Source organism: Mariniflexile ostreae (assembly GCF_042427585.1).
GTDB lineage: Bacteria > Bacteroidota > Bacteroidia > Flavobacteriales > Flavobacteriaceae > Pseudalgibacter > Pseudalgibacter ostreae.
Genome location: NZ_JBHMFC010000094.1, coordinates 1 through 15,857 on the forward strand (window position 1 = coordinate 1; position 15,857 = coordinate 15,857).

General features: G+C 34.8%; 14 protein-coding genes. 5 read left to right on the plus strand and 9 right to left on the minus strand.

The window, feature by feature from the left end:
• Nucleotides 1-158: 158 nt before the first annotated feature.
• The 3 genes from ACFFU9_RS13405 to mnmC2 all read right to left on the minus strand — a co-directional run bounded on the left by ACFFU9_RS13405 (nucleotide 159) and on the right by mnmC2 (nucleotide 2,741).
• Complete coding sequence (locus ACFFU9_RS13405; protein WP_379861989.1) at nucleotides 159-653, minus strand: helix-turn-helix domain-containing protein; 495 nt, start codon at nucleotides 651-653, stop codon at nucleotides 159-161.
• 224 nt (nucleotides 654-877) lie between these two features.
• A complete protein-coding gene (locus ACFFU9_RS13410) occupies nucleotides 878-1,786 on the minus strand; it encodes a TIGR01777 family oxidoreductase (protein ID WP_379861990.1) in 909 nt (302 codons plus the stop codon).
• 268 nt (nucleotides 1,787-2,054) lie between these two features.
• Nucleotides 2,055-2,741: a tRNA (5-methylaminomethyl-2-thiouridine)(34)-methyltransferase MnmC2 gene (gene mnmC2, locus ACFFU9_RS13415; protein ID WP_379861991.1), complete on the minus strand. Its 687-nt coding sequence runs from the start codon at nucleotides 2,739-2,741 to the stop codon at nucleotides 2,055-2,057.
• A 146-nt stretch (nucleotides 2,742-2,887) separates the two neighbouring features.
• Here mnmC2 and ACFFU9_RS13420 point away from each other — a divergent pair, with 146 nt between their 5' ends.
• On the plus strand, nucleotides 2,888-3,952 hold the full coding sequence (locus tag ACFFU9_RS13420; RefSeq protein WP_379861993.1) for a branched-chain amino acid aminotransferase: 1,065 nt from the start codon (nucleotides 2,888-2,890) through the stop codon (nucleotides 3,950-3,952).
• An 81-nt stretch (nucleotides 3,953-4,033) separates the two neighbouring features.
• Here the strand turns inward: ACFFU9_RS13420 and ACFFU9_RS13425 are convergent, their stop codons facing one another.
• Both ACFFU9_RS13425 and ACFFU9_RS13430 read right to left on the minus strand, forming a co-directional pair.
• Nucleotides 4,034-4,429, minus strand: a complete 396-nt coding sequence (locus tag ACFFU9_RS13425; RefSeq protein WP_379861994.1) for a pyrophosphohydrolase domain-containing protein — start codon at nucleotides 4,427-4,429, stop codon at nucleotides 4,034-4,036.
• A 646-nt stretch (nucleotides 4,430-5,075) separates the two neighbouring features.
• Nucleotides 5,076-7,115, minus strand: coding sequence for a dipeptidyl-peptidase 3 family protein (locus ACFFU9_RS13430; protein ID WP_379861995.1), 2,040 nt, complete (start codon nucleotides 7,113-7,115; stop codon nucleotides 5,076-5,078).
• A 211-nt stretch (nucleotides 7,116-7,326) separates the two neighbouring features.
• On the opposite strand from ACFFU9_RS13430, the gene ACFFU9_RS13435 reads away from it, so the two are divergent.
• Nucleotides 7,327-8,349, plus strand: coding sequence for an SRPBCC family protein (locus ACFFU9_RS13435; RefSeq protein ID WP_379861996.1), 1,023 nt, complete (start codon nucleotides 7,327-7,329; stop codon nucleotides 8,347-8,349).
• Nucleotides 8,350-8,492: 143 nt separating this feature from the next.
• On the opposite strand, the gene ACFFU9_RS13440 is transcribed toward ACFFU9_RS13435, so the two are convergent.
• On the minus strand, nucleotides 8,493-9,098 hold the full coding sequence (locus ACFFU9_RS13440; RefSeq protein ID WP_379861997.1) for a DUF1684 domain-containing protein: 606 nt from the start codon (nucleotides 9,096-9,098) through the stop codon (nucleotides 8,493-8,495).
• A gap of 127 nt (nucleotides 9,099-9,225) precedes the next feature.
• On the opposite strand from ACFFU9_RS13440, the gene ACFFU9_RS13445 reads away from it, so the two are divergent.
• A complete protein-coding gene (locus ACFFU9_RS13445; protein ID WP_379861998.1) occupies nucleotides 9,226-10,197 on the plus strand; it encodes a YpdA family putative bacillithiol disulfide reductase in 972 nt (323 codons plus the stop codon).
• Between the two features lie 46 nt (nucleotides 10,198-10,243).
• Here the strand turns inward: ACFFU9_RS13445 and ACFFU9_RS13450 are convergent, their stop codons facing one another.
• A complete protein-coding gene (locus tag ACFFU9_RS13450; protein WP_379861999.1) occupies nucleotides 10,244-10,678 on the minus strand; it encodes an Lrp/AsnC family transcriptional regulator in 435 nt (144 codons plus the stop codon).
• 127 nt (nucleotides 10,679-10,805) lie between these two features.
• Between ACFFU9_RS13450 and ACFFU9_RS13455 the strand changes: the two genes are divergently transcribed.
• The gene (locus ACFFU9_RS13455) at nucleotides 10,806-11,201 is read left to right on the plus strand and encodes a hypothetical protein (RefSeq protein WP_379862000.1); all 396 of its coding nucleotides are present in this window, start codon (nucleotides 10,806-10,808) and stop codon (nucleotides 11,199-11,201) included.
• Nucleotides 11,202-11,355: 154 nt separating this feature from the next.
• Here ACFFU9_RS13455 and ACFFU9_RS13460 read toward each other — a convergent pair whose 3' ends face one another.
• On the minus strand, nucleotides 11,356-12,219 hold the full coding sequence (locus tag ACFFU9_RS13460; protein ID WP_379862001.1) for a hydroxymethylglutaryl-CoA lyase: 864 nt from the start codon (nucleotides 12,217-12,219) through the stop codon (nucleotides 11,356-11,358).
• Between the two features lie 396 nt (nucleotides 12,220-12,615).
• Here ACFFU9_RS13460 and ACFFU9_RS13465 point away from each other — a divergent pair, with 396 nt between their 5' ends.
• Nucleotides 12,616-14,553: a T9SS type A sorting domain-containing protein gene (locus ACFFU9_RS13465; protein ID WP_379862002.1), complete on the plus strand. Its 1,938-nt coding sequence runs from the start codon at nucleotides 12,616-12,618 to the stop codon at nucleotides 14,551-14,553.
• A gap of 36 nt (nucleotides 14,554-14,589) precedes the next feature.
• Here the strand turns inward: ACFFU9_RS13465 and ACFFU9_RS13470 are convergent, their stop codons facing one another.
• Nucleotides 14,590-15,630, minus strand: a complete 1,041-nt coding sequence (locus ACFFU9_RS13470) for a quinone-dependent dihydroorotate dehydrogenase (protein WP_379862003.1) — start codon at nucleotides 15,628-15,630, stop codon at nucleotides 14,590-14,592.
• Nucleotides 15,631-15,857: the final 227 nt, after the last annotated feature.

Here is a 15,857-nt window from a genome sequence, read left to right on the forward strand (position 1 = left end):
TAAATATGTGCTGATATTTGACAATAGGCTTGATCGCGCGGGCTGTTAAGTGTTTACCTGTATGGGGCATCAAAACAAATCGCGCTTCATCTTGAAAGTATAGGCTTACTTGCCTGTACTTGTTTTTATTTAGACTTATTCTAATTTTGTCTAGGTCATTAGGGAGTTTTTAAAAAAGCTTTTTCAGCTTCTCCTTCTTTTTTATAATGCGATTTACGCGGGCTTTTAAGCTTGGTCTTAAAATGCTTTATCAAATATTTACGCAACCAATGGTATTGTATATTTATGCCAAATTCATTGTTTACCCACGCTTGCGCATCCCAATATCCCAAAAACCCCCGATCGCTAGAATTCAGGCGTTTTTCAAGTTCCTTATGTATTTCAGGAGTAATTATTTTTGACTTCTTATTCCGGGGCAAGTCAGTCAATAAAAAAGATATTCCATTTTCAAGATACTGTTTTGTCCAGCGTTGTTGAGTTCGTGGATCGATACCTAAATAATCACAAAGCTCCTGGCGCGTTTTAAACTTATTTTCCTTTAGATAGATTAAAAACATGACACGCTTTTCATACTTTATATTAGTTTGAACTTTGAGCAGTGCTTTAAGCTCCTCAATGCTTTGGGTTATTGTAAAATCTTGTGGTTTTGCCATTAGTAAATATACTATAAAAAAAACGACATTATATAATTAAATTGGTATTAGAGTTCTGGGCATTGCCCTAAGCCTCCTTTCTTTCAAGCAAAAAAAAACATTAACTAAAACCGTTTTAAAATTTACGAACAGCAAAATCCTCATATATAAAGATTTGATAATAGCATAAGACCTATTCCCATATAGTAGGGAAATATGAAGTAAATTTATGAATTAAATAAAAATTACCGCTTTAAAACATCTACTAAAGCAGGTTTCAAATGATGAAATTCAAAGTCAAAACCTTCATCTTCTATCTTCTTTGAGCTTACCCGTTGGCTAGCAAACAAAAGCGTATGCATGTCTCCCAAAATTAATTTCATAAGACCTTTAGGAATATTTGGTAAAAACAGCGGACGCTCTAAAACCTGTGCGGCTGTTTTAGTAAGTTCTTTATTGGTTACTGCATTTGGTGCTACAGCATTATACACCCCCTCCAACCTTTGTTTTAGTACATATAAATAAATATGAGCCAAATCTTCTATATGAATCCACGATTGCCACTGCTTACCAGTACCAAAAGCAGCTCCCAAACCTAATTTTATAGGATTTACTATTTGTGGGAGCGCCCCTCCTTTTTCAGACAAAACCAGTCCTGTTCTAAGTTTTGAAACGATAATGCCCAAAGTTGAGAAACCATCCACGGCTTGCTCCCACTGCTGCACCACTTGGTATAAAAAAGAGTCATAAGATTCATTAAACGTTTCATCATAATAATGAGTACGACAATCTGGATAAATACCGATGGCACTAGCAGAGACGACTTGTTTTATAGGATAATTCCCTTTTTTTATAGTTTCTATTAATAACTGTGTGGGTATGATGCGACTAGAAAGAATTTCATTTTTATAGGAAGACGTCCATCGTTTTGCAATACTTGCTCCAGCCAAATGTATAATGACCTCAACATCCTTAAAACAGGCAGTGTCTATCTCATTTTCTTTAGGATTCCAATAAAAACCCTGATATTCCTTTGCACTGGTAATTTTAGATTTAGATGTGGTTAGGTAATTAACTAAAATCTGTTCTTTATGACAAAGCTTTACAATCTCCTGCCCAATCAAACCCGTAGCTCCTGTAATTAGTATGCGCATTATATTTTTTATTTAAAGTTACAAAATGACGGATCAGTTTAAACTGACTTTATATTAGGTTTAACACTCAGGTTACGAACATACTTACAATAATTGAAACTATAACTTAATAATTTAAACATGTATTCTATCTGCTTATATAAAACAACCCCTACCCTTGCATTTATTCCTATAAAATAACAGGACATCATTTAGAGATTCGAAGTCTGTTATTTTAAAAAAAAATTAGACTAAATATGATTTAATAAATTGAGGCGAGAACTTTATACTACTTTAAAGCCCTTAGCATTTCCCGTTTTCCTGGAGGCCCAGGCAGCTTTTCCACATTAAACCCAACAGCCTGCATAGCCCTCCTAACACTACCTTTGGCCGCATACGTAACCAAAAACCCTCCTGGTTTTAAGGCTCTATAAGTCGCTTCAAAAATAGCCTCCGTCCATAACTCTGGCTGAACTCTTGCTCCAAAAGCATCAAAATAAATGAGATGATATACTTCTTTCTCTTGTAATTCTGAAAAAAATTGTTGCTTTTTAGTCAAATAAAATTGCTTTACAATCTTATGTTTTTTACCCCAAGGGGTTCGATGTAACGCTTCAAAAAGATTTTGCTTATGTTCAACTTTTAATGCTGTAGGATAATTAAGTTTTAAAACATGCTCCATGGAAACCGGATAGGCTTCCATTCCACAGTAATCTATATGTATATTTGCTTTTTCTGCCTCAAGCATTGTAATAAAAGCATTTAAGCCTGTGCCAAATCCAATTTCTAAAATGCTGATATCAAGATTAGGCTTAGAATCTTTTAAACAGAATTCATTAAAATAATCTAAACCATGTTTAATAAATACATGATAAGCCTCTTGAATGGCACCATGTTTAGAGTGGTATTGTTCATCCCATTCCGGCAAGTAAATACTTGACGACCCATCTGCAGTAACAACTAGTTCTCTTTTCATTTTATCACTTTTAAGCATATGCTTACAACCATTTAAGTATTTTTGTAAAAATAACACATAAACCATATGTTTTTGATATCTTATCCTTTTTTTATAATTAGTTATTTACTTAAATTTGTGCCATATAATTACTTAAAGCTATAGCCATGAGCGCAGCCATTAACAATATTGAAATACAGAAGGCAAAGACTTCAAAAATTAGCAGTATAGATTTTGACAACCTAAGTTTCGGTAAAGTCTTTTCTGACCATATGTTACTGTGTGTCTATAAAGATGGCATGTGGCAATTACCAAAAGTGGTGCCTTATCAACCTATTACCCTAGACCCCTCTTCAAAAATTTTCCATTATGGGCAATCGGTATTTGAAGGTCTAAAGGCTTATAAGGATACCGATGAAAATATATGGCTTTTCCGTCCAGAAGACAACTTTAGACGTTTAAATATCTCGTCAAAACGATTATCTATTCCTGAACTCCCTGAAGACTACTTTATGGCAGGGCTTAAAACGTTGTTGCAAGTTGATCGTGATTGGATTCCAAAAAGCGAAGGCAGCTCGTTATATATCCGTCCTTTTGTTTTTGCTTCTGGCAATGGATTTCATGCATCTCCTGCAGACGAATATATGTTTATTATAGCCACAGCACCATCGGGGTCTTATTTTTCTGGAAAGCTAAAGGTTTTAATAGAGCAAACCTATTCACGATCTGCTAACGGCGGTGTTGGTTTTGCCAAAGCTGGCGGCAATTATGCTGGACAGTTTTACCCCACTCAATTAGCTGTAGAAAAAGGATACCAACAAGTTATCTGGACAGATGACACTACACACGAATATATAGAAGAAGCAGGTGCTATGAATATTTTTGTAAGAATAAACGACACGTTAATTACAGCTCCAATAAGCGACCGAATACTGGACGGCATAACACGTAGAAGTATTTTGGAAATAGCCAAAACAGAAAATATTCCTGTTGAAGTTAGAAAAATAAGCGTTAAAGAGGTTGTTGAAGCCTCTAAAAATGGCACACTTAAGGAAATGTTTGGTGCTGGAACAGCAGCCGTAATATCCCCTATTGCTGCCTTTGGCCATGAAGATAAAGATTACGATTTACCAACATTAGAGAATAGCTATGGTGCTTTACTTAAAAAACGCATCACAGACATCCAGACCAATAAATCTGAAGATCCTTTTGGATGGCGTGTTAAAGTTTAAAAAAACATCCTACATAAAACATAAAAGAAGCCCAGGGCTTCTTTTATGTTTTATGTAAAGAGGTTTTGTAAAAACCCAATATTAAATCTTTTCTTTATCAAGAATAGATTTAATATTGGGTTCAAAATAATAGGGTCCTTTTAATACTTTGCCATCGGCCCTATAAATAGGTTTCCCATCCTCTCCTAATTTACTCATATTGCTGCGTTGGATCTCATTAAACACATCTTCAATTTTATATTGCATCCCATGCTCTATTATGGTGCCGCATAAAATATAAAGCATATCGCCTAATGCATCGGCAACTTCAACTAAGTCATTGTTATTGGCTGCTTCAATATATTCTTCATTTTCCTCTTTCATCAAATTAAATCGCAACATATTTTTATCTGTTCCCAGATGCGCTGTTGGCTTTTCTAAATGTCCCAATTTAAATGCCTTATGAAAAGCCATAACAGCTTCAATTTTGTTTTTCATACCTTTCCCCTTTATTGTTTACTAGAGAGCTGATGCTTCACCTTCACGCCTTCTATTTTCTCTTTTAATTTTATTTCTTCTTAATACAAATTAACAGTTATAAGAAGGAGTTCTTTTGAATTTGATTATTTTTGTATAAAAATAACTATATGTTCAGCAAGGGTCAAATCATTTTCGGTATTATTTTTTTTGTAGTTTTTGCCATTGTTATCGGTTATAGCTACAGAAAAGATTTAAAACTCCATAAACGATTTTATTCTGGAAGTATTTGGATGCTAATCGCTTTTATCGCCTTTATACTTTTCTTCTCGGCCATCAAATTCTTTTTCAAGTAGAATATCTCATATTCTAAAACCACCTATACATTTACATCCTTATTTAAATCGTTAATCTCATTTCCACATAGGCATATTCATAAAAATTAACAATATGTTACGCAACCAAAGTATTAAGCAAGCATCTGTTTAGCAACTAAACTACTTTAATTATGAAAATAATTTTAATTATTTTAATATTACTTGTTGTAAACGCATTATTATTGGTGTTTAGCATAAACAAAGAATAAGTGTGCACAAAAAAAGGTAGCCTTTTTAAATCGCTACCTTTTTTATTTTTTTAACGTACAGTAAAGCATTACGCTTTTAAATCAGTTAACTTCGGGCAAGAAACTATATCGTTTACCATACTCTATCATCTGCACAGCAAAGCTTTCGGGTTGTACCACATGAATTTTAACAATGTTATCCTCTTGATCTGTTTCTGTAACCAAAACAGGATTAACAAAACCCATATATGGTGCCGTAGTAAATTGTTTATTACGTTCTAGAACTTCGCTATGAATGGCTTGGTCCACTTTCACACCATAATTTTCAACTAAAGCTTCTACAGCCTTATAATCACCTTCAGATTTTATACGCTGTGTTTCCTTTAATAACTGACCAAAAAGCGCTCGAAGTTTTACGTAATCGTTAATCTGGTAATAGGTTTTTCCGTTGCGGTTTATACGCTCAATTACATTTTCTGATGCTCCCTTTTCAAACACCCACGCAGACACCCATTGCCTGTTTCGCATATGCGCTTGCTCTACGTCATCACCCAAATTTAAACGAATCAATTGGGTTAAAAGTCCGTTTCTTATATAGTTATTATAAGCTGCCTTGCCTGTTTTTTCCCAATCATCTACAAGACCTAGCTCTTGTATTTTATTATCATATAAGTAATAAAGTGCTACCAAATCTGCCCTTCCTTCTTCTAGAGTGGATGCGTAATTCTTTAAGGTCTCTTTAGTCTCGCCTACACCAGGGTTTAATTGCCCAGAAGCATGACCAATAACTTCGTGTAAAGCCGTATGTAATTTATCGGCTAATTTTCCGTATTTTTTTTCTAATTCCAGTTCTTCATCATCGTTTACAAATTCTTTTAAGCGATCGGAATTACCAGAACTGTTAGCAGCATCAATAATATTTCCTAGAGAAACCGATTTACTACCAACCGCTGTACGAATCCAGTTCGCATTGGGCAAATTCACACCAATTGGCGTGCTTGGTGAGGCATCTCCTGCCTCTCCTGCTACATTTACGGTTTTGTAAGACACCCCAATAACATTTTTCTTTTTATGGGCTTCCATTAAGGGGGAATGGTCTTCAAACCACTGTGCATTATCTGATAGAACTTTCATTTTTTCCGACATATCAAAATCGGTGATCTGAACAATCGATTCATAAGAGCCTTTATACCCAAGGGGATCGTTATACACTTCAATAAAACTATTAATATAATCTATATTGCCTTCAGTAGAGGCTGTCCACGCCACATTATAATCGTCCCAAATCTGTAAATCACCTGTTTTGTAATAAGCAATCAATTGCCCCAAAGCATTGGATTGAGATTCATTTTCAGCTACATCTTTAGCTAGCTCCAACCACTTAATAATTTCATCAATAGCCGCTCCATATAAACCTCCAGATTTATAAACCCGCTCTTTTAAAACGCCATTTTCTTTCACTAATTGAGAGTTTAGACCAAATGACAAAGGCTTTTCGGGGTTAGGAGACACTTTTGTTTTATAGAAATTCTCAACATCAGCATTGGTAACATTTGGACCATAAAAATTTACTGCAGAAAGCGCTACATTATCAGCTCCTTTTGCTTTATTGACTTTTTTTGAATCGGTATCATTAAAAAGCACTTCGAAAACCTCACCCTCTAAAGAGGTATTAGTCTGTTCTAATAAGGCATTTAAGTATTCAGGAGAAAAGCCTGGTTTTAATTTATCGTTAGAGTAGTGATGATGTATGCCATTACTAAACCAGATACGTTTTAAATAAATTTCGAAAGCCTCCCACTCCTTTGTGGCTTTATCTCCAGCATATTGTATATAAATGTTTTCTAAAGCTTTTCTTATTTTAAGATTGTGCTTATAGTTTTGATCCCATATAATATCGCGCCCCGCTAAACCTGCTTGGGTTAAATAATATACCAACTTCTGTTCTTTTAAATTCAAGTTCTCCCAACCAGGGATTTGATAACGCAATATCCTTACATCAGAAAATTGTTCTACATTATAATCAAATGCGGAAGTCTCAACGACTTGACTTGTTTCGGGTTTCTTTTTAGACGCTTCGCTTCCACAGGACAACATAAGCCCTGCTAAAGCTGCTAAACTCCATATTAATTTTAATCTCATAGTTAATATATTTATAATAAAATAGACTCTTTTTGAAAAAAGATTATTAATTCATTTAAAAAGCGAATTGTTCATTATTAAAAATTTATTTTAAACACAACAAATGTAATAATTTATTAATCGAAATTTAAAAATGATTATATTTGATTTATATAAATCGTCTCTATCATAAAGACGTTATATTTGAAAGATAAAACCTAAACCAAATATAATGAAAGCTCTTAAGTACGTTTTTTTCTTATTACTTATTATTATCATAGGTCTAACCATATACATTGCCGTACAGCCCAATTCTTATGAAGTTACCAAAACTAGAACCATAAAAGCACCTGCTACTGTTATTTATGACCACGTTATCGATTTTAAAAATTGGGAATCTTGGCCTGTTTGGAGCACAGAAGATACTGACATACAAATTACTTACCCTGAAAAAACAAAAGGAATAGATGCGTCTTATTCGTGGAAAAGCAGCACAGGAACCGGTACAGTAAACACTATTGAAACCACCCCCAATTCATCTATTAACCAACATATCCTATATAGTGAATTTCCCAAATCTGATATCGATTGGAGTTTCACCCCAAATGCAGATGGCTCTACAGATGTAAGCTGGACCTTTTCAAGTAAAAACTTACCCTTTAAATTTAAAGCTTTTTCCATTTTATCTGGCAGTATGGAAGAACGTTTTGGAATTAATTTCGATCAAAGTTTAGAAAGGCTAGAAAGAGAGGTTCTAGCAGACATGAAAAAATATAGTATAGAAATAGATGGTGTAACCCAATATAGTGGTGGTTTTTATATTTACACTACCATGTCGTGTAAAATAAGCCAGTTGGAAACCGAAATACAGAAATTGCTTCAAAAACTAAGCTCTTATGCTACACAAAACAACATTAAAATGGCTGGTGCTCCATTTGTAAAGTACCACAATTGGGACGACGCTAATAATGCCGTCATGTTTTCTTTTTGCATCCCCACAACAGACCGGGTTATAACTACAGAAAATGATTTATTAACAGGACAAATTATGCCTTTTAAAGCTGTTAAAGCAACACTACATGGCGATTACAGTAATTTAAAGGAGGCTTGGAGAAAAACCATGGCGTATTTACCCAATAATGGCTTAATATTAGCTGAAGAAGGCCCTATGCTTGAAACATACCCTACAGACCCACGAAACACTCCAAACCCTGCCGATTTGGTTACTCATCTATACATTGCTATTCAAGAGTAACACATAAAAGCCTTATTGCTTGTTTTTCAGATGGGGGTTCCAAAATCTTTTAAACCTGCGCTATAAATAGCATGACCAATTTTATTACGCAAATTTTAGCGTTTTTTATAGGCATCCATTTAAGGAGGTAATAGCTTATAAGCTTAGTGGTTTTTAAAAGCCTTTACTCCAGCTTCCACTCTGGTTTTTAAATAGTTTTGTCTTGGCACCACTGGGCATGAGTATTTTTCATTATAAGCACAGTATGGGTTATAAGCCGTATTAAAATCAATGCGCATGGTGTCACCTTCGGGTATTCTGGCATCCATATAGCGGCCTCCTCCATAGCTGTCAACACCGTTGGTTTCATCTAAAAAAGGAAGAAACAAATAGTCTTCATTTCCTTTTTCATTCATGGTGTCTTCACCTTGATAGATATTTAACTGATATTCCTGGCCTTTTAAAGTAAAATGCAAAACGCCATAAACCCGTTCTCTAGTAATCCTATCTGTAGTTGTTTTTAAATCAAAAAACTCAGAATCTGGTGTGCGCTTTAAAATAGCGGTAACCACATAAGTGGAATCAAACTTAAAAAAATCTAGTCCTTCAAAATACTTTATATCCTTTTCCTTTAAAGGTGATCTGCTAGCATCTTTAAATTCGGCATTAAGATTTTTTTGAAATTCTGTATCCCCTTTTATCGGGCGTTTCTTCTGATTGCAGCTCGTAAAGCAAATGATGGCTAAAGCAAATACAAATATGTGTTTCATTTTTAATAATTTTCTATTCAAAAATACAATTTAAGATTAGTTTACATAATTTCGTAGTATAAATTAATATTCGTATCATATAATGAGGGACTAGGTTCCCTAAACAAATCTGTAATACCTATAAATTTTGAAATTAGAAAAAGATATTATTATCGTAGGTGCTGGCCCCATAGGGATTGCTTGTGCTTTGGAATGTAAAAAAAGACAATGGGATTATACTGTTTTGGAAAAAGGCGCTCTTACAAACTCTTTATTCCATTATCCAAAAAACATGACGTTTTTTTCGACTTCGGAAAAATTAGAAATCGCTGGCATTCCTTTTATCAGTAACAACCCTAAACCCAATAGAGATGAAGCTTTAGAGTATTACCGCAGAGTGGTAACATCCCACGAGCTAAACATCAACCTTTATGAAACAGTAAGATCCATACAAAAAGAAAATAACGTTTTTGAAATTTCTACAAGCAAAAGGCTTTTTAGTGCCAACCATGTTATAATATGTACTGGTTTTTATGATATTCCAAATTTACTTAACATTAAAGGAGAGCAACTTCCTAAAGTAACACATTATTATAAAGAGGCGCATAAATATGCTTTACAAAATGTTGTTGTGGTAGGTGCCAGCAATTCATCTGTAGATGCCGCTTTAGAAATATGGAGAAAAGGCGGAAAGGTTACTATGGTTGTAAGAGGCGAAGGTATAGGCCAAAGAGTTAAATACTGGGTAAGGCCAGATATTCTCAACCGAATAGAAGAAGGCAGTATTAAAGCTTATTTTAATTCGGAAATAGAAAAGATTGAAGCCGATGCGGTAACCATTAAAACACCTTCAGGAATATTCTCCATACCAAATGATTATGTAGTGGCACTAACAGGATATGTTCCCGATATTAAATTATTAAAAAACAGTGGCATTGCTGTATCTAACGATGAGAAAAAAACACCTATTTATAATCCAGAAACGATGGAATCTAATGTTAAAAACCTGTACTTAGCTGGAGTGATCTGCGGTGGAAAAGAAACCCATAAATGGTTTATTGAAAATTCAAGAATACATGCGAAAATAATAGCGGCTAGTATTGAAAAAAGAAAGGTCTAACGTTGTTTCTTAGAGTGTACTCGCTTCTAGTGTTTAGAACAAAAACTTAAAGCGCTTTAACAGCTTTCTGCTTTACCACATGAGATAAGGCAATTTGGGTTTTAGATTCTCCATAAACGATGAGCTGATCGATAAAACTCTCTAAATGTTTTTGATTTTTTAAAACCACTTCCATGACAATATTTTCATCTCCAGTGATACGATAACAGTTTATCACTTCATCATAGGTCTTTACCTTTTCAAGAAATGGTTTTAATTTACCCATAAAAGCCCTTAAAGTTATAATGGCCTTAAGTTGGTAACCCATTTCAAATGGCGACACCATGGCTTTATAGCCCTCAATAACGCCTAAATCTTCCATTTTCTTTATGCGTTCTGAAACAGCAGGAGATGTAATCCCCACTTGTCGACCAATCTCAGCATTGGATTGTCTCGCATTTTCTTGTAGGCACTTTAAAATTTTCCTATTAAGACTGTCCATGTTTTTTAAAGTATTTTGGGTACAATTATTTAAGTTGTAAAGTAAATATACATTATTACTTTAAAAAAGAAAGCAAAAGATCCTTTTTAGTGAGTAATTTTGAAACGATTGCTAAGAAAAATAAAACATGCTATCTAATACCCCATCATACCTATCGGAATTACCGATTTACAAAAAGGCGATTGAGATTTTCACCTTATCTCAAAGCATATCGTCTTACATAAGTCGTGATTTGTCTGCCTTGGATAAAAACGGCTCCGAAGACCCTCATATTTATTTCTCTGGTGATATTGTTCAACAATCCGTTTCGTTGGCACCAGAAATAGCCAATGCTGAGTTACAGCGGTATTCAGATAGAAAGCACAAACATATTGCTGCGCTTAAGCGTCTTACACATATGCTTTATAAAAACTCCTACCGTTTAGAGCGTTCGCATAGCAATGGAAAAGATTTTTTACCCATTCTACGTAGTGAACTTAAAAAATTCAAGAAACTGCAACGCACTTGGTTGCTTACTCTCTAGTACCTACTGAGCAGCATGTTCTTAAATGCTTTCCCACACCTTGGCTCTGTCGTACCCTCTTAAAGAAACCATATAAAACACTGACAATCAAATTAACCAACACCTAATTCATTTATATTCAACACGGAAACTGAGGGGTTAAAAAGCAAAATACTCAATGAAAATTTTTAAAAATTTTAGTAGCTTCATTATGGGCACTCTCAAAGCTAAGCGCGTTTAATGGATTACAATTTTTAGTTGTAAAATAAGACAACAATTTTTCTGTAGGCATATTCCCTACCAACTCATCTTTTGCCATAGGACAGCCACCAAAACCTTGAATAGCACCATCAAAACGATAACATCCAGCATTATATGCGGCATCTACTTTCTCAAACCAAGTTGTTGGTGTTGTATGCAAATGTGCTCCAAACTCGATATTTGGATATAGAGGAATTAAATTTGAAAACAAATAATCGATACTTTCTGGAGTAGATGTCCCTACTGTATCACTTAAAGATAAGATATTAACTCCCATATTAGAAAGTTTCTCTGTCCATTCCCCTACTACATTTACATTCCATGGATCGCCATAAGGGTTTCCAAAACCCATAGAAACATAAACTACAAGCGTCTTATTTGACTTATAGGCTATTTCCAAAATTTCGGAAAGCATTACAGTAGATTGGGCGATGGTTTTATGAGTGTTACGCATTTGAAAGTTTTCCGAAATAGAAAACGGATATCCCAAATAATCAATATTCTTGTGCTTACAAGCCTCTTCTGCACCTCTTATATTTGCGACTATAGCTAATAACTTGCTGTTAGTTTTACTTAAATCTAGCTGCGACAAAACAGTGGCGCTATCCACCATCTGAGGAATAGCTTTAGGGGATACAAAGCTGCCAAAATCTATAGTATCGTACCCTACGCGTAATAACGATTGGATATATTGCACCTTTTGCGCCGTAGGAATAAATTGTTTTATCCCCTGCATGGCATCTCGCGGACATTCTATTATTTTTATTAGTTCTGACATGTATCCATTAAAGAGATAAAAATACTATTATTTTATGTAACCCATTACTATAAGAACCCCATTTTATAGTTATAAAAACGCTATAGCAAATTTGGCAAACAAACCTATATTAAACCCATACCCGCGCTAAAAGTAACTAAAACGGGATTGTGGCAACTAAAATGTATGCTGGTGTATCCGTATCATGTGCGTATTACCATCCTATTTGCTCCTAACCAGATAACAGATACTGATACATCATGCTGAATAACGAATAAAGCCTACGCTTAACGTTTTTTTTATTCATTATTTAGATGAAGCTATACATTTGAGTAAATGTTTGCCCCAATGAATATTTTTGCCATAAAATTTAAACCTGTTTTATCCATCCTGGCTTGTGTTTTATCTTTTTGTACCATGGCACAAGAGGTACAACTATTAGCCTGTGGAACGGAAACCGATACTGAATCCATCACCTATCGTCATACTTATCCATCGCAAATTAAATCTTTTGAAGACGAATATTGGCGCCTCACCACTCAAAGCAAAAAAACTTCCGCTAAAAAGAATAATGCTACACCGGCAATCAACTCCATTCCCATTAAAGCCCATATTATTACAGCAACTAATGGTACGGGAGGTCTTGACACAGCCACGCTCCATAGCGCTATTGATACCCTTAATGATATTTATGCGAGTGCTTTTTTAGAATTTTTTATTTGTGAAGACATCAATTACATCAACCAAGACGACCTTTATTTTAATTTTGAAAAGAGCAAAGAGTCAGATTTAATAAAAAACCACTTTACTTCTGGTGTTATTAACCTCTATTTTACTAAATATGTTGAAATTTCAAATGGTAATAGCCTTTGCGGATACTCCAATACATTTGGCAGTCCTGACATTATTGTCATGAAAAACGCCTGTGTTACCAACGGTATTACATTAGCTCATGAAATGGGTCATTTTTTTTCATTACTGCACACTCATGGCCCCAGTAGCACTAAATTAACAACAGAATTGGCCGATGGCTCAAATTGCGATACCGATGGAGATCAAATTTGTGATACGCCAGCCGACCCCTTATTAGATTTCTGTAATGTTGATCGGGACTGCACATACACCGGAACCATAACAGATGCAAATGGCGATGCTTTTACACCCGATACGAGCAACATTATGTCCTACTCAACACACAGCTGCAAATCTCATTTTTCACCGCAACAATTGGCCCGAATCTATGCCTTTTACAAATCTGCCCGAAATTATTTAAAATGCCCGTCTTATCATGTAGACATACATGCCAATAGCACTCAGGAATGTGGAGGATCCTTAACCGTTCAGTTTACAGATACTAGTTTTGGTGCTGTTGCGTGGTCTTGGGATGTTGATGGCGATGGGTTAGAAGATTATACAATCCAAAATCCAACACATACTTATACATCGGGCATTTACGATGTAACCCTAACAATTTCCAAAGCCTCAGGGTTTAGAAAAAAAGAGTCTGATACCAAAGACATTAAGGCATGCCCAGAAACTAAAACCATTACCAAAACATTTCCTCAATATATAAAAGTGGGTGCTATCGACGGTCTATCATTAAACGAAACTTTTGATAATTTTAAAATGGCGTCAGATTACGGTTGGACTGCTATTGATGTTTCCGGCAATGGCTATAACTGGTATTCTAACTCTGGACAAACGGTTTCCAATGGTACAGGGCCTGCTGTAGACCATACTAAACAAACCGCTTCTGGAACTTATATCTATGCTGAAGCTTCTGGAGCATTGGCCGGAGATGTAGCAACATTTGTTTCCCCCTGTATGACAATCCATTCTCATAATGCTAAACTCCGTTTCAACTACCATATGTTTGGAAAAAACACAGGGTCTCTCCACGTAGATATCGAAACCAGTACGGGGCTTTATATTAAAGATGTTATTCCAGCTATATATGGCGAACAACAAAAAGAACAACACGAGGCCTATAGAACTCAAGTTGTAGATTTATCTGCTTATGCCAATAAAAATATTGTTATTCATTTTAGAGCCATTAGAGGTGCTGGATGGGATGGTGATATAGCTATAGATGATGTTTCTATCACTGATGATATTTATGTTGAAGATGACACTGAAAACATTAAAATTTATCCCAATCCAGTAACAGGGGACAAGCTATATGTAAACACCGAAGATGTTGTAGATTTTAGAATTACCAACTTAGTTGGTCAGGTTTTCAAGAAAGGGCAATTAGATAATCAAGCAATTGATATAAGCTACTTATCTCCAGGCTCTTATTTTCTAGTACTTCAAAATAAAAAATCTAAAACCGTTAAGCAGTTTATTAAATCCTAATCTATAGATAACACAAATCCATTTCTAAATAAGTCTCTAAGAGCGGTTTGTTTTTAAAATGGCCTTATTTATCGCTTTAATTAAACCTGGTCCTTCATAAATAAAGCCTGTATAAACCTGTACCAAATCGGCTCCTGCTCTTATTTTCTCCAAAGCATCTTTAGAAGAATGAATACCACCAACACCAATTATAGGAAAAGCTTTTTTACTTTTTTCTGACAGGTATGCTATAACTTGAGTGCTTTTTTCTGTTATAGGTTTACCACTTAAACCACCATTACCAATAGCATCAAGTTGAGCCTTAGGTGCTTTTAAGTTACTTCTATCCATAGACGTGTTACTTGCAATAACACCATCTAAGTGAGTGTCTGCAACAAGCTGTATAATTTCATCTAATTGCGTATTGTTTAAGTCTGGAGCAATTTTCAGAAGAATAGGTTTTTTATTTTCAAATGTTGCATTGGCCTGTTGCACCGCTTCAATCAACTCTTCTAAATAGTCTTTATCATTTAATTTGGCATGGCTCCCTACATTAGGACAACTTACATTCAAGACAAAATAATCCACATAGGGGTGCAAGGCATTAAAACATTCCAAATAATCTTTAGTATAATCCTCTGGGGCTGTGTTCGTATTTTTACCAATATTTCCGCCAATGATTAGCTTACCTTGGTTTTGCTTTAACTGATGGATGGCCGCTTCCAAACCGTCATTATTAAACCCCATACGGTTAATAATGCCTTTATCATCTTTAAGACGAAACAATCTTTTTTTAGGGTTTCCCTGCTGCCCTTTAGGGGTTACCGTGCCTATTTCTATAAAACCAAATCCGAAATTTGCCAACTGATTGTACAATACCGCATTTTTATCAAATCCCGCTGCTAAACCCACGGGGTTTTTAAATGTTAAACCAAATAATTTCCGCTCCAACCGTACGTCTTCGATAACAAAAAAACCTCTAAACAAGGAGGGGATTCCAGGAACTTTAGAAAGGTTTTTAATTAATGAAAATGTAAAATGATGAACGCTTTCAGGGTCGAACAGAAAAAACAAAGGACGAAGTAATAATTTGTACATCTTAAAATATTTATGCAAAAATACCTCTAATTAAAAAATTGCACAATCCAAAAGCATAAAAAATTAAAGAGATTGATTTTTACTGTTTTAAATGCTGTCGACATATTCTAAACAAACACGATTCCATTTCTAAAAAACACCCTATCGTATACAAAGCTTCCTTTCTTTGATATATGATTTTATATAAATTATTGTATTTTTGAAACTTTAAATAGGACTGTTTATTT